Annotated in this window: 12 protein-coding genes; 6 read left to right on the forward strand and 6 right to left on the reverse strand. The window is 64.9% G+C overall.

What is annotated here, in order from left to right; translation table 11 throughout:
- From QX041_RS30990 to QX041_RS31005, 4 genes are all read right to left on the reverse strand, one after another.
- A partial coding sequence (locus QX041_RS30990; RefSeq protein WP_316167730.1) for an Hpt domain-containing protein occupies window positions 1-543 on the reverse strand: 543 nt, incomplete at its 3' end.
- Between the two features lie 256 nt (window positions 544-799).
- Entirely contained in the window at window positions 800-1,195 is a 396-nt protein-coding gene (gene flbT / locus QX041_RS30995; RefSeq protein ID WP_316167731.1) for a flagellar biosynthesis repressor FlbT, read from the reverse strand.
- Between the two features lie 216 nt (window positions 1,196-1,411).
- Complete coding sequence (locus tag QX041_RS31000; RefSeq protein ID WP_315729343.1) at window positions 1,412-2,962, reverse strand: flagellin; 1,551 nt, start codon at window positions 2,960-2,962, stop codon at window positions 1,412-1,414.
- A 294-nt stretch (window positions 2,963-3,256) separates the two neighbouring features.
- Complete coding sequence (locus tag QX041_RS31005) at window positions 3,257-4,006, reverse strand: histidine kinase dimerization/phospho-acceptor domain-containing protein (protein ID WP_315825811.1); 750 nt, start codon at window positions 4,004-4,006, stop codon at window positions 3,257-3,259.
- Window positions 4,007-4,673: 667 nt separating this feature from the next.
- On the opposite strand from QX041_RS31005, the gene QX041_RS31010 reads away from it, so the two are divergent.
- The 5 genes from QX041_RS31010 (at window position 4,674) to QX041_RS31030 (ending at window position 9,610) form a co-directional block, all read left to right on the forward strand.
- Window positions 4,674-5,396, forward strand: a complete 723-nt coding sequence (locus QX041_RS31010) for a Crp/Fnr family transcriptional regulator (RefSeq protein WP_315715994.1) — start codon at window positions 4,674-4,676, stop codon at window positions 5,394-5,396.
- Window positions 5,397-5,633: 237 nt separating this feature from the next.
- Window positions 5,634-6,023 (forward strand): response regulator, encoded by a 390-nt coding sequence (locus QX041_RS31015; protein WP_008968243.1) that lies wholly within the window; start codon window positions 5,634-5,636, stop codon window positions 6,021-6,023.
- A 223-nt stretch (window positions 6,024-6,246) separates the two neighbouring features.
- The gene (locus tag QX041_RS31020) at window positions 6,247-6,561 is read left to right on the forward strand and encodes a response regulator (protein WP_316167732.1); all 315 of its coding nucleotides are present in this window, start codon (window positions 6,247-6,249) and stop codon (window positions 6,559-6,561) included.
- A 6-nt stretch (window positions 6,562-6,567) separates the two neighbouring features.
- Window positions 6,568-9,117: a hybrid sensor histidine kinase/response regulator gene (locus QX041_RS31025; RefSeq protein WP_316159430.1), complete on the forward strand. Its 2,550-nt coding sequence runs from the start codon at window positions 6,568-6,570 to the stop codon at window positions 9,115-9,117.
- Between the two features lie 247 nt (window positions 9,118-9,364).
- Window positions 9,365-9,610, forward strand: coding sequence for a hypothetical protein (locus QX041_RS31030; protein WP_006614403.1), 246 nt, complete (start codon window positions 9,365-9,367; stop codon window positions 9,608-9,610).
- A gap of 123 nt (window positions 9,611-9,733) precedes the next feature.
- Here the strand turns inward: QX041_RS31030 and QX041_RS31035 are convergent, their stop codons facing one another.
- The gene (locus tag QX041_RS31035; protein ID WP_316167733.1) at window positions 9,734-10,339 is read right to left on the reverse strand and encodes a helix-turn-helix transcriptional regulator; all 606 of its coding nucleotides are present in this window, start codon (window positions 10,337-10,339) and stop codon (window positions 9,734-9,736) included.
- A gap of 315 nt (window positions 10,340-10,654) precedes the next feature.
- Between QX041_RS31035 and QX041_RS31040 the strand changes: the two genes are divergently transcribed.
- A complete protein-coding gene (locus QX041_RS31040) occupies window positions 10,655-11,806 on the forward strand; it encodes a hypothetical protein (protein ID WP_315750707.1) in 1,152 nt (383 codons plus the stop codon).
- A 32-nt stretch (window positions 11,807-11,838) separates the two neighbouring features.
- On the opposite strand, the gene ipdC is transcribed toward QX041_RS31040, so the two are convergent.
- Complete coding sequence (ipdC, locus tag QX041_RS31045; protein ID WP_315715990.1) at window positions 11,839-13,476, reverse strand: indolepyruvate/phenylpyruvate decarboxylase; 1,638 nt, start codon at window positions 13,474-13,476, stop codon at window positions 11,839-11,841.
- Window positions 13,477-13,560 lie beyond the last annotated feature (84 nt).

Here is a 13,560-nt window from a genome sequence, read left to right on the forward strand (position 1 = left end):
CTCGCGGAAGGCCCGCTCGAGCTCGTCGAGCGACACTTCGCCCGGACGCAGCGGACGCTCCAGCGTCTGGTCGATCAAGGAGCCGTGCGTCACCGCCGGCTTGGGCGGCGGTTCGGGCGCCGCGGGAGCGAGCGGCGGGGCCGCCTCGCCGGCGGCCATCGCCGCCATGCCGCGCTCGACCATGGCCTCGAGCTCGCTGATGAGGTCGCGGTCCTCACCCTCGGGCTCGGCCTCGTTGGCCTCGAGCTGTCCCAGGATGTCCTTGATGCGGTCGATCGTGGTCAGGATCAAGGTCACGGCCTCGCCGGTCACCGGCATGCCGTCGCGGAATTTGCCCATCAGGGTCTCGGCGGCATGCGCCAGTGCTTCGAGCCGCGGCAGGCCGAGGAAGCCGCAGGTCCCCTTGATCGTGTGCACCAGCCGGAAGATGTTATCGAGGATCTTGGCGTTGTTCGGCTCCTGCTCGAACCGTACCAATTGATTGTCGACGGTATCCAGGCTCTCGCTGGTCTCCGTCAGGAACTCACGCAACAGATCGTCCATGAAACTGGCCTTCCAAGAATTGGCGCCGCGGTCACGGGGCGACCGCTGATCCTGTCAGAGCGACGGTCGGTCCCGGCCTTCACCAGCAGCGCGGATCGGTACCCGGCCCTCGCCGACTCGGCTGAACAGACTTTCGTCCACGCCATCGTTAGGTGGGGCTTTTATCCGTCCCGTTAATTTTATTGTCCGTGCTAATACGGACGTAGTATCGACCTCTCAGGCTGCGGCGAGCCCGGCCCCTTCCGCGGCCGGAATGTCAAGGCATCGCTTCGGCCGGCGCAACTGCGCGATCCTCTCGCTCGATCAGCGCCCTGATCTCCTTCAGCGCCTTGTACAGCGCTCCTTCCGTGACATGGCGATCCACCATCTCGGCTTGGCCGGCGGCTTCCGGAATCGCCCTGCGCAACTCGTTCATACAGGCGAGATAGGACGCGCGATAACGGATCGCGTCGTTCTTCAGATACATCGTCTGGACGCAGAGATAGAGGCGCTTGGCCGGCGTATCGGCGGTCTCGGCGGTGACGGTGTCACGCTCGCGGAGGATGGGCGCGTCGCCTTCGACGATGAAGCGGGCGCGCGTGTTCGAATTGACGATGACGGTGTCGCCGATCACGATGCGCTCGAAAGGCTTCAGCTCGACCCGCAGGGGCATGGCCCAGTCTCCTCTCAGAAGGCTCCTCTCGGGAGCCTCCTCTCGGGAGCGGCGTCGTCGGCAGGCTGCATTCGCGTCGACACGACGTTGCTCTCGTGCTCGCTGTCCGGCTGATCCGGCGCCGCAGCCGAGCGGCGTCAATTTGCGAATAGTCTAGAGCCGAAAACGGCGGGGCAAGCCCCGCCGCCTCCGATATTGGTGGGTGCCGCCCGCGCCTTAGCGCAGGAGCTGCAGCACGCTCGCCTGCGACTGGTTGGCGAGCGACAGCGCGGACACCGCGATCGACTGGCGGGTCGACAGCGCCTGGCTGTTGGCCGCTTCCTCGTTGGTGTCGGCCAGCGTCAGGTTCGACGAGCCGGTCTGCAGCACGTTGATCAGGTTCTTGTTGAAGTCCTGACGAACCTGCACGACCGAGAGGTTCGAACCCAGCGTCGAGGCCTCGTTGCGCAGCGTGGAGCTCGCCGAGTTGAGGACGCCGATGACCTTGTTCGCCGAGTTGTTGTCGAGGAAGTCGGTGCCCGAGGTCAGGTTCGACAGGCCGAGGCCAGCCGAGTTGAACGTGACACCGGTGATCGACAGCGTCGACTTGCCGGTTTCGTTGAAGGTCAACTTCAGCGTGTCGCCGTTCAGCAGGTTGATGCCGTTGAACGAAGCGTCGGCCGCGGTCGTGTTGATCTGCGCCAGCACGTTGTTGTACTGGGAGACCAAGCTCGCGCGCTGCGTCTGCGCGGTCGCGTCCGCCACCGGAGCCGCCGCCGTCAGACCGTTGAAGGCCTGGCTGGATGCAGCCGACGTACCGCCGATCGCACCGATCGTGGCCGAAGCCGCGTCGTTGGTCGTGGTGATCGAGATCTTGCCGGTGGACGAGTCGACCGTGGCCTGCAGGTTGTTGGCTGCGAGCTTCGCGTTGAGATCGTTCAGCGACTTGACCTGTCCTGTCCCTAGACCGAACGTGATGCTTGTCGCCGTGCCACCTCCTGTGGCGCCGACCGTCAAGGTCTGACCTGACAAGCCATCGCCGACGGCAGTCAGCCCGAGCTTGCCCAAGGTGCCGGTGCTGCCCGAGAGCGTCAATCCCGCTGCCGGCGGCGTCAGGGTGATCGCACCCGCGGTGATCGACGCGGTCACGCCGGTCTGGGTCTGGATCGCCGACAGCAGGTTGCTGACGCTGTCGCCGATGCCGATGTTGGTGCCCGTCGAGGACGTGCCGGTGATGAAGGTGAAGGTGGTGCCGTTGACGACCAGCGTCTCACCGGAGGTGATGCCGGAGGCGAGGTTGTTCGACGCGGTGCCTGCCGTGCCCGACAGCTTGGTCGAGCCGGTGATCGCCACCGCGCTCGAGGTATTGTCGTTGTTCACGACCGAGCCGGTCACAGCCGTCGAGCTGGAGCCGAGCAGGTCGGTGGCGGTCGCCCCGGTCAGAGCCGCCGAGGTCACGCTCGACTTGGTGGAGTAGCCCACCGCGCTCTGCAGAACCTGGTTGGCGATCGACTTGGCGCTGTCGACGAGCTTCTGCAGCGAGGTGATGCCGGTGTTGGCGGCCTGCAGCACCTGCACGCCGTTGCCGATGCCGTCGAGCAGATTGGAGATGTCGGAAGCGCGGTTGTCGAGACCCTGGGCGGTGAAGAAGTTGGTCGGATTGTCGAGCGCCGAGTTGACCTTCTTGCCCGTGGAGAGGTTGTTCTGCGTGGTGGCGAGGAGCTGAGCCGTCGACTGGAGCGAGAGCAGGTTCTGGCGAACCGACGCAGAGAGTACGATACCTGACATTGTCATTCCCTTCTGGATGAACATGAGTAGACATCGCCGCACCGTTCTGTCGGCGATGGCGCAGACTGGTCCGCGGAATCCTACCCGTTCGTTAAATTGACTTCGGAACGGCCGCGCGCAGCCTCCCCCGCCGCCGTTAATCCTAATTGGCCGCTAATCAGTTTGATCAAATGCGTGCAGGCCGCCGCGATTCACGGTAAAATGGCGCACGGATCCACGTCTGACGGGCGCGCGCCGATACGCGGTGCGACCGTTAAGGCAGTGCTAACTATGAGCTTGCGGAAGAGCGGCCGGTTACGCGGGGGTGCGGTCCGCGTGCGGGAGGACGATCTCGACGCTGGCGGTCCGGCCGTGCGGCTCCTGGAGCTCCAGACGTCCGTTCGAGCGCCTGACGAAATCCTCGACCAGCCGGATCTCCGAGAACACGGGATCGGCTGGACCGGCCTCCGCCGCACTCACCGACGCCGTCAACACGATCTGCACGTCGGAGGAGATGCCGCCGGCGCCCGAGGCGTCCGCACTCATGCGCCTGGCCTGGATGTCGATGCGGCCACCGTGCTCCAGTCGATGTCGGGCCCCGATCGCAAGACACAGCAATGCCGCCATCAACTGGCCCGGATCAGCGAAGACGGCCGGCACGTCCGCGTCCACCGACGTCGTCACCTCGACCTCGGTGCCCAATGTCGGACGAAGCAGGCGAGCGACGTCGACCAGGAGCTCGTTCAACTCCACCGCACATGGCTGCGGCGGCCGGCCCCTTGCGAACGACAGAAGCTGCGACGTCAATCGAGCGCCCCGGGTCGCGGCCTCGTCGATCAGACGCGCGACGGCCGCCAGTTCAGGCTTGTCCTCGACCGCTTCGGCGAGAATGTCGATGGTCCCCGTGATCACGGTGAGAATGTTGTTGAAGTCGTGCAGCAGGCCACCGGCAACCTGACCCACGATGGCCATCCCGGGGTGGATGTCCGGCGTCGCAGCAGCCGGAATGTCTGCGCCCGGGCTCGGTAGCGACTGATTGGACCGCTGGTAGGTGGAAGAGGCCATGAATCGTGCAATACCTGTTGGGGGGAGGACGGCGGGGCTATCGGGACGCAAACGCACGGACGCCGCTGCGATGTTCAGCTTCGTCTTGATGCTCAGCCTTGGCGCTCAGTCTCACCGCGACCATCGATCGCGCTCCGGCTGGATGCAGCATCAGTCGGACTCCCGCTCCTGCCAGGACGACAACCTCGTCACGCCAGTCGCAGGACACCGGCCGATGCCTCCACTCGCGACGAGAGTTGCATCCGACAGAAAAAGATCCGTCAACGAATCAGCGCGCTTATTAGCGATTTTGGCCTCAAGATGTCCGCTGTCAATTGCGGCGCTTGCTACGTGGCGTCCGTGCCCATCGGAGCTGCCGCGGCCGGAGCAACGAGACGTTCGCCGCAAGTGTGCTGCGCTGCTTTCACGAGCCGAGGCGGAGGCCGGATGCGTGCCGACTGTATACAACCGCGCGCGATCAGATCAGCACATCGCACACACGTTGACGGCCCAAATCCGCAAAGCGCATTCGCGCCTGTCTGCACGACAACGCACACAGCAGGAACGAATGGCCTTTACTGGGAATATTACCCGTGATTCTTCTTGTCAGCGGATGGGACGCAGTTCTATGGAACCATGAGGGCATTGAGATCTGCGAGGCTCCGATACTGCAATGCAGGAGATGGCTTTGGACCCCAGCTTGCGTTCTCCGAACGGTTTCCTGTCGTCGTTGACCGACGATGATTTCGAGCTGATCCGACCCTATCTGCGGACCGTGGATCTGGTGCAAGACTCCATTCTCGCCGAGGTCGGCGAAAAGCTTTCGCGCATCTACTTTCCTCATCGCGGCGTGATCTCGCTGGTCGTGAACCTCGCGCGCGGAGAGCGCGTTCAGGTGGCGATGATCGGTCGCGATAGCTTCTTCGGAAGCATGTCCCTGCTCGCGGGCGGCGATCCGGTGGTGCTGAACAGCGCGGTGGTCCTCGTTCCCGGTGCTGCATCGGTCGTCGACATCGACAGGGTACGGGCAGCCGCCGAACAGAGCCCCTCGTTTCGCGCGCTGATGTTGCGCCACGCACTCGCCATCTACGTGCAGAGTCAGCAGACCGCCGGTTGCAACGCCGCCCACACCGTCGAGTCGCGTCTCGCCCGTTGCCTGCTGCAGACGCATGACCTTTCAGGCGGCAACAAGCTCTACATCACCCAGGAGTCCCTGGCCCAGATGATCGGCGCCCGGCGCAACAGCGTTTCGCTGGTGGCGAGCACGCTGCAGCAGGCGGACTTCATCCACTATAGCCGCGGCCATATCGAGATCATCGATCTGGAGGGGCTGAAGAAGACGGCGTGTGAGTGCTACGGCGCCGTGAAGGCCCACTACGAGAATCTGGTCCGGCCGCGCAGCCTGCCGTAAGCAGGCGTCGTTCCGGCCGTCGCGCGCCGGCGCCTCGCCGAACGCCCTTGCCTCCGTACAACTACGGCCCATTGCATGATCCCCATCACCGCTGCGGACGGAATTAACGCGCTGTTCAACGGGCGCTGATAATTGTCGACGTGCTGACGAGCGCGAGTTCCAAGAAGCGTCGAATTATCTTCGTGCTGATATATCTCGCCCGTGTTCGGCTTTTGACCAGACGCGCGGAGTAATGACATGGCCTTTGATCTGTCGATGCCGATCCTGGTGGTCGATGACTACGCCACTATGATCCGGATCATCCGCAACCTGCTGAAGCAGCTCGGATTCGAGAACGTCGACGACGCCAGCGACGGATCGGCCGCGCTCTCCAAGATGCAGGCGAAGAAGTATGGCCTCGTGATCTCCGACTGGAACATGGAGCCGATGACCGGCTACGACCTGCTGCGCGAGGTGCGCGCCAGCCCGGAACTGTCGAAGACGCCGTTCATCATGATCACGGCCGAATCGAAGACCGAGAACGTCATTGCCGCCAAGAAGGCCGGCGTGAGCAACTACATCGTCAAGCCGTTCAACGCTGCGACGCTCAAGACCAAGATGGAAGCCGTGTTCGGCCCGGCCGAATAGCCGAGCTCCCCGGAAATGCCCTGCGCGGCGGCCGGACCGGTGTCCGGCCGCTTTCTCTTTGGCGGACGAACTCCGCGCGGTTGACGATGGCAGGACGCATACATCGCCGCACGCTCCCCGTAGTCGTACGGAAACCAAAATTTACGAGGGGGTCAGAGCCGGCCGGTAGACATGATCCTGCTTGCCGATGACCGTGTCAGGGCGGCAACGGGACAGGGAATTCATGCGCAACGAACTCCTCGTGATCGAAGATGCCGCCGTGCATGTTTCAATCTTGCGAAAGATTGCAGCACAGGCCGGCTTCAACACGACGGACGTGAGCTCGGTCGACGCAGCCTCGATCGTCCTGCAGAAGAGGAGCTTGGACTGCACCATGCCGGAACTCTCGCTGGGCAAACGCCCCGGCACGGAGGTTCTCGAGCTCAACATAGATCCCCCCTTCTCGAAGCCGATCGACCTGATGCGGCCCCGGCAAACTCTGAAGCAGATCGCGCAGGAGACCGATCGCCGGCGGCTGGTCAGAGCGGCGGGCTGGTAGCAGGCGATGAGCAAAAAGAAGCGCTTTCTGGGAGCGCCTGCAGCGATCGCGCTGATCCTCGTCTGCGTCATTGCCGGCAGCAACCTCTTCTTCCTCACCAATCTGCGCGAGAACGCGCTTCAGCACGCCGAGGAAGATCTCAGCCGCCATAGCCTCACGCTTGCCGAGAACGCCGACCGTTCGGTGAAGTCCGTCGACCTCGTGCTCACGAGCGTGCGCGACTACCTGGTGCGCGGCGGCGCCATCGACGCTGCGGCGTATCGCAAGGTCGCGTCAGACCATCAGACCCACCTCCTGCTCAAGGAAAAGATCGCGGGACTGCCGCAGATCGATGCGGTGACGCTGATCGACGCGCAAGGCAGGCTCCTGAACTTCTCGCGCTACTGGCCGATCCCGGACGTCAACATCGCCGACCGCGACTACTTCAAGGCGCTGAAGGCCGGCCCTGCACCGCACACGTTCCTCAGCACGCCGGTTCAGAATCGCGGCGACGGCACCTGGAACATCTATTTTGCCCGCCGGCTCGACGATCCCAATGGCGAGTTCATGGGCATGATGCTCGGCGCCATGTCGGTGCCCTATCTGGAGAACTTCTTCGGCTCCACCGCGCAGGGTCTCGATGCGGCGGTGTCGCTGATCCGCGAGGACGGGACGCTGCTCGCGCATTTTCCGCCCACGAGCGAGATCGGCAGGCCGACCTCCGGCTTCGGTCAGCGCGCGCTGTCGGCCGGCGGCGTGCTGCGCGAGCCCTCCGCACGAACCGGCGAGATGCGCCTGCGGGCGGCAAAGATGCTGCCCAATTATCCCGCGATGATCGTGGTGTCGGTATTCGAGCACGACGTCCTGAAGGCCTGGCGCGACATGGCGACGCTTCTGGTCATCGTGTCGCTGGTGAGCGCGATGGCCGTGCTCGCGGCCGCGGTCCTGATCTCCCGCTGGTGGGAACGCCACCAGCACCTGATCGAGGCCGCCGAGGCCGCGAACGCGGCGAAGTCCACCTTCGTCGCGATGATGAGCCACGAGATCCGCACGCCGATGAACGCGGTGCTCGGCCTCGCCACGACGCTGCTGGAAACCAATCTCGATCCCGAGCAGCGCCGTTCGGTGGTGGCGATCCACAATGCCGGCGACAATCTGCTCGAGATCCTCAACGACATTCTCGACTTCTCCAAGCTCGAATCCGGCCAGCTCTCGCTCGAGGACATCGCGTTCTCCGCCGAGGCCCTGGTCCACAACACGCTCAGCATCATCGGGCCGCGGGCTTCCGCCAAGGACCTGAAGCTGAGGAGCGTCGGCGACCCATCCGTGCCGCCGGCGCTGGTCGGCGACGCCGGCCGCATTCGCCAGATCCTGCTCAACCTGGTTTCCAACGCGGTCAAGTTCACCTCGTCCGGCGAGGTCGTCGTCACGACGCGCTGCATCGAGAAGGATGACGAGAAGGCGACCGTGGAATGGACGGTGACCGACACCGGCATCGGCATTGCCGCCGACAAGATCGGCTCGCTGTTCACGAACTTCGTCCAGGCCGACAATTCGATCAGCCGCCGGTTCGGGGGCTCCGGACTCGGACTCGCGATCTGCAAGCGACTGATCGAGCAGATGGGGGGTGACATCAGGGTCACCTCGACGCTGGGCAGCGGATCCACCTTCTCGTTCCGCCTGACGCTGCCGATTGCCGAGACCATCGCGGTGCCAGAGCAGAACGACGACGGCATCTACACCTCGCTGCAGAACCGGATCGCGGCGTTCGGCCGGCCGCTGCGCGTCCTCGTGGTGGACGACAATCCGACCAACCGCCTGGTCGCGACCAAGATGCTCAAGGATTTCGACATCCAGACCGACACGGCCTGCGACGGCGCCGAGGCCGTCACCGCCGCCAGCCGCTTCAACTACGACCTCATCCTGATGGACGTCCGCATGCCGGAGATGGACGGCTTCCAGGCGACCCGGACCATTCGCGCGCGAGGCGAGCGCCGCTCCAACGTGCCGATCATCGCCTTCACGGCGAACGCCTTCATGGAGGATATCCGAGCCTGCCGGGAAGCCGGGATGAACGATTTCGTCGTCAAGCCCGCCCGCAAGAAGGCGCTCGTGGAGGCCATCCTGCGCGTGCTGCCCCTGCCCGTTCCGGTGCTGGACACCGCGGCGTCAGACGCCCCGCTGGTGCCGGCTCAGGCGGATGCCGCGGCCCCCGACATTGGCGCCGACACCGAAATTGCTCCCGAAGCTGCGCTGGACCGCGAAGCCTACGCCGAGCTGGTCGGCGAGATCGGAGACGAGGCGGCGCAGGAGATCCGCGACGTGTTCTTCAGCGAGACGGATGCGCGGCTGAAGCAGCTCCGCCAGCTGACGCTCGACGGCGAGCGCATCAAGATCGGCCGCGAGGCGCATTCGCTGAAGAGCGCAGCCGGAACCTTCGGGTACCGCCGGCTTGCAACCTACGCGCTGGCGCTGGAGAAGAGCGCACCACGCCTGTCCGCCAAGGAGTATGCCGAGCTGCTCGACAACATCGAGGCCGCCTACGCCGCCGCCCGCGCCCAGGAGCTGCAATATTGACGCGGGGAGGCCGCAGGCCTCCCTGGCGCATGCCGATCCGCGCGACGTCCCCGCACGGTGCACCGCGGCGACGAGGACGGGCTCCGACGATCGAGATGGCAAACGAGACGTTCACGAACGCGGATTCGCCGAACCTGACCTTCATAATCCCTTACAATGGGTTGACGCCGTACTTCTACGGCTCACGATTTTCACAATCAACTAATCATGAGCTGCGAGACTCGGGGTCACATAGGAGATGTGTCCCATGTTTACTTTTGAAACCGCCGACCAGAAGGAAGTCAGGCGTTTCCGAATTGCGCAGTTCAACGGCCGGACCGCGACCGTGAAATCCGGCGGATCGACGATCACCGGCCACGTCCGTTCAGTCATGGAAAAGGAAGCGAGCGTACCGCCGCGCTGGACCATTACGATCGTGCCGACACCGCCCAAGGCGCAAGCGCCGCTGCGCCCGACCTCCCGGGTTCGTCCCTTCGCCGAGGATTATTTCTGACAGCACGGACATCCGCGTCCGCAATCAGCGCGTTCGACCGAGCCGGTCGGACGCCGATTGTCGTTGTCTGCATCGCAGGGCCCACCTCGAAGGCACGAGCGCGGCATTCGCGCTCGTTCGCCGTCATCCGATCTGATTGAGGAGTGCTGCGCGGACGAGTTCGGCGGTATTGCGCGCGCCAACCTTGCGCATGGCTTCGGCGCGATGGCTCTCGAAGGTGCGGGGGCTGATGCCCATGCGCAAGGCGCCCTCCTTGTTCGAGTGCCCCTCACTGATCAGCTTGAGGACCTCGTATTCGCGCGGGGTCAGCGACTTGCTGGCCCGGCCGGGTGGCCGCCCGGGCACCGCGCCCTCCTCGGGAGCCGGCGCCGCCCGTGACAGCGGTCCGAACTGCCCGTGCGCGCCGGACATCTGGTTGACCAGGGCGCAGATCCGCTCGGTCTGCAGCAACGCGTTGTCGACGACGAGCTGGACATGCCGGCGCTCGCCGGGCGTCCTGGCAATCTCGTCACTGCGCTGCTTGATTTCCTCCATGTAGAGCATCAGGGCGGTGAGCGAACCGTTCAGCTGACGCGCCAAAGCGAGCCTGCCCTGGTCGTCGTGACGTCCCATCGCGAGCGGCGCAGACATGCCGGAACGGGTCGCCAGGAGATCCGGGTCGTTAACCCCTTGGCCGCCCGGAGCAGGTGCGGCGTGAGCGTCGGAAAGGCTGTTGTTCAGCTGTGCCATGCCTCATTCTGACGCGAGGGCGGCTTTAACATGGTTAATTATGTCGTCCGTAGCAATACGGGATTGTTCCGGCAACTCGCGCAACCGTCGATCATTTCCCCAAAAAGTTGCAAGCTGCAATGGTTAAGCCGGGGCGTGATGCCACCCTTCAAGGAGACGTCCGCGGCGCGTGCGGCGGCGGCTGTCCACGATGCCGCGCATTACTACGATTGTTTACTGACATTAATTTCGCACCAACTGTTTCGTGCTTCCATGCGTTCCGTGCCCGTCCGTGGAGACGAGCGACCTTGAGATATAGCTGACAGCCTGACGCCAATGGGACCGGTCGACCGGATCTGGGAATTCCTGCAGCGGTTGTCACCGCTGACACGAAGCTGTCTGCTCAGCGAGCTCGAACGGCTGGAGCTGAGCGGCGTCGACATGCCGGGATCCGCCGACCTCCAGGCCCGGCTGCGCGCCGAGATCCGCAACAACAATGGCGCCGGCGGCCACCGCACCATCAATCCTTCGCGCTACTTCTTCATGCCGGTCGAGCAGCTTCTCATCGACGGTTCGCCGGAGCATGCCAATGAGGGCCGCATTGCCCGCGGCTCCCTCACGCCGATCTGGGAATGGATCTCGCGCGATCTGCTGCCGACCATGGCGCGCGACTATAATGCACAGATGAAGGACCTGATCGCGGCGGACAAGCAGCGCGAGATCCGCCAGACGGCGAGCGCGTTCCAGACCAAGGTGACGAAGTCGCTGGAAGGCACGTTGGCGCGCGCCGAGGGCATCGAGCAGGTCCGCAGCAAGCTGAAGGCCTATACGGCCTCGCCGTCGGTGTTCGACGATGTCGTCAAGCTGATGAAGGCGCTGCGCGCCCGCGAGGAACTCGCGAAGTTCGCCGATTCGCTGCCGGACCGGATCGCGGAGTTCGACGATCCGCAGGTGAAGAAGATGGTGCTGCTGCTCGATGCCCTGCGCAAGAGGCAGCCGGAAGCCGTGCCCTTTGCGTTGACGCTCGTCGCCAAGCGTCTGAAGGAGCCGTGGCAGGTGATGCGGCTGGCGACGAAGGCGGCGCGCTCGAAGAACATTGCCGACGTCATCGCGGCACCCTACGCGATGACCGTGCCGATGGTGCTCGACCAGTTGGAGGACAAGCGGCTCGCGCTCCGGATCGCGTTGAAGAACAACCGCGTCGTGACCGCCAAGGAAATCCTGACCAGCATCTATGACATCGAATATGCGATCCAGGTCCGCATCGATCGCATCGAGGACTCGGACTGGGGTACGCGCCTGAGCACCATCATGGCCAATACCGACAGAATGGTGCAGGCCGAGGTCAAGCGCTTCCCCGAAGAGGTCGGACACGTGCTCGGCTCGAACAGGCTGCGCAGCCATCGCTCGTTCGGCGGCCGCCTCACCTATTTCGCCTGGAAGGGCCGCGACGCGATCAAGACGGTGCTGCGGTCTGCAACCGGTTGACGGCGGCGCGTCGAGACGGCCTTCCGGCCATCCTATCCCTGGGCCATGCGTTCGCGCGCCGACTTGAAGCCCGCCACGAAGCGCGCCAGCGTGTCCGAGGTCTTGCCGCGCGGCAGCATCACTTCGATCAGCGAGAAGCGTCCGCGCCGATGCACTGCGCGCTCCAGCGCGGCGACGAGCTCGCTGCGGGTGGCGACGCGCTCGCCGGTGCCGCCGATGGAATTGGCGATGTCGGCATAGTGCCAGTCGTCGAGATCGTTGAACCGCGATTCCGGCTGGAACACACGCAGCATCTCCCAGCTGCAATTGTTGAACAGCACGACGATCGGATCGAGCCCGTAGCGGCGGCAGTTGCCGAGCTCCCATCCGGTCATCTGGAACGCGCCGTCGCCGACCAGGATCAGCGGACGAAGTCCGGTCGCGGCCACGCCGATGCCCGCCGGCACGCCGAAGCCCATCCCCGCGTAGTAGCCCGGCGCGGCCAGCGCGGTATTGTCGATCTCCATCGCGGTGAACAGGCAATCGCCGATATCGGATGTCATCGGCATCCGGCCGTGGCGGTCGAACATGTCGTTGACCGCGGTCGCGATGTCCGAAGGCGCAATCGGCGCGCCATCGGCAGCGAGGCCGCGCGGATAGGCCGAGCGCTGCCGCGGCAGGCCGGGAGCTGCGGCCCGGGGTGCCGCGCGCTCGTCGAGCGCATCGATCAGATCGCCGAGCGGCATGTCGCGATAGGCGTGATGACCGATCTGCACCTCACGGCTGGCGGCCAGGATCATGCGGCGCGGGTCTGGCGCCCGGTTCGACAACGCGAAATTGGTATCCGACAGGATGACGCCCAGCATCAGCACGAGATCGGCATTCTCGACCAGCTCCGTGATCGCCGGATTGCCCGCGGCGCCGAGATAGGTGCCGGCGACGACATCGTCGGCCCTGTCGAGCAGGCCGCGGCCCATGAAGGTCGTCACCAGCGGGAGACCCAGCTTGCGCGCCAGCGCGGCGATCCTGTCCTCGACACCGTAGCGGCGGATTTCGACGTCGACGACGATCACGGGACGCTCTGCCTGCGCGATGCGGGCGAGGATCTCCTCGACGCATTCGTCGAGCGCCTCGCGGCTGGCCCGCCGCGGCGGCAGCGGCACCACCGGCTCGACCTCGGCATCGACCATGTCGCGCGGAAATTCGAGATACACCGGCAGCGACATCTCCTTCGCGCTGCGCAGCACGCGCGCAATCTGGGCCGGGGCGGTGGCCGGATCGCTCAGCACCGCCTGATCGCAGGTGATCTCCTTGAACACCGCGAGCTGCGTGTCGACGGTGCGGGCCTGGTGGTGCAGCAGAAAGCCGGAGACGCGCTCACGCGCGCCGGGCGCGCCCGCGATCACCACGACGGGCGAGCGTTCGGCATAGGCGCCGGCGACCGCGTTCACGACGTTGAAGGCGCCGGCGCCGTAGGTGACGACGGCGACGCCGAGGCCGCCATGATAGCGCGCGGCCGCATCCGCGGCGAAGCCGACCGCCGGCTCATGGCTCAGCGTGACGCTCGGCAGGATGTTGCTCTCCTCGATGACCTTGAACAGCGGCAGCACGAAGTCGCCGGGAATGCCGAAGATCTCGCGGGCGCCATGGTCCTTCAGGGCGGCGAGCAGCGCATGGGCAAGAGCAGGCATCCGGATCCCCTGAGCGTGGCGTAAGGTTCAGCCGGTGCTACACGATGAGGGGCGGACTGCCAACCGGCGGCCGTTCGATCTGCG

The sequence above is a fragment of the Bradyrhizobium sp. SZCCHNRI2009 genome (assembly GCF_032485115.1).
Lineage (GTDB): Bacteria > Pseudomonadota > Alphaproteobacteria > Rhizobiales > Xanthobacteraceae > Bradyrhizobium.

Coding starts and splice junctions, on each gene's coding strand:
- flbT (WP_316167731.1), bottom strand. CDS start 1,195: ATGCCCCTGCGGGTCGAGCTGAAGCCTTTCGAGCGCATCGTGATCGGC.
- QX041_RS31000 (WP_315729343.1), bottom strand. CDS start 2,962: ATGTCAGGTATCGTACTCTCTGCGTCGGTTCGCCAGAACCTGCTCTCG.
- QX041_RS31005 (WP_315825811.1), bottom strand. CDS start 4,006: ATGGCCTCTTCCACCTACCAGCGGTCCAATCAGTCGCTACCGAGCCCG.
- QX041_RS31015 (WP_008968243.1), top strand. CDS start 5,634: ATGGCCTTTGATCTGTCGATGCCGATCCTGGTGGTCGATGACTACGCC.
- QX041_RS31020 (WP_316167732.1), top strand. CDS start 6,247: ATGCGCAACGAACTCCTCGTGATCGAAGATGCCGCCGTGCATGTTTCA.
- QX041_RS31025 (WP_316159430.1), top strand. CDS start 6,568: ATGAGCAAAAAGAAGCGCTTTCTGGGAGCGCCTGCAGCGATCGCGCTG.
- QX041_RS31030 (WP_006614403.1), top strand. CDS start 9,365: ATGTTTACTTTTGAAACCGCCGACCAGAAGGAAGTCAGGCGTTTCCGA.
- QX041_RS31035 (WP_316167733.1), bottom strand. CDS start 10,339: ATGGCACAGCTGAACAACAGCCTTTCCGACGCTCACGCCGCACCTGCT.
- QX041_RS31040 (WP_315750707.1), top strand. CDS start 10,655: ATGGGACCGGTCGACCGGATCTGGGAATTCCTGCAGCGGTTGTCACCG.
- ipdC (WP_315715990.1), bottom strand. CDS start 13,476: ATGCCTGCTCTTGCCCATGCGCTGCTCGCCGCCCTGAAGGACCATGGC.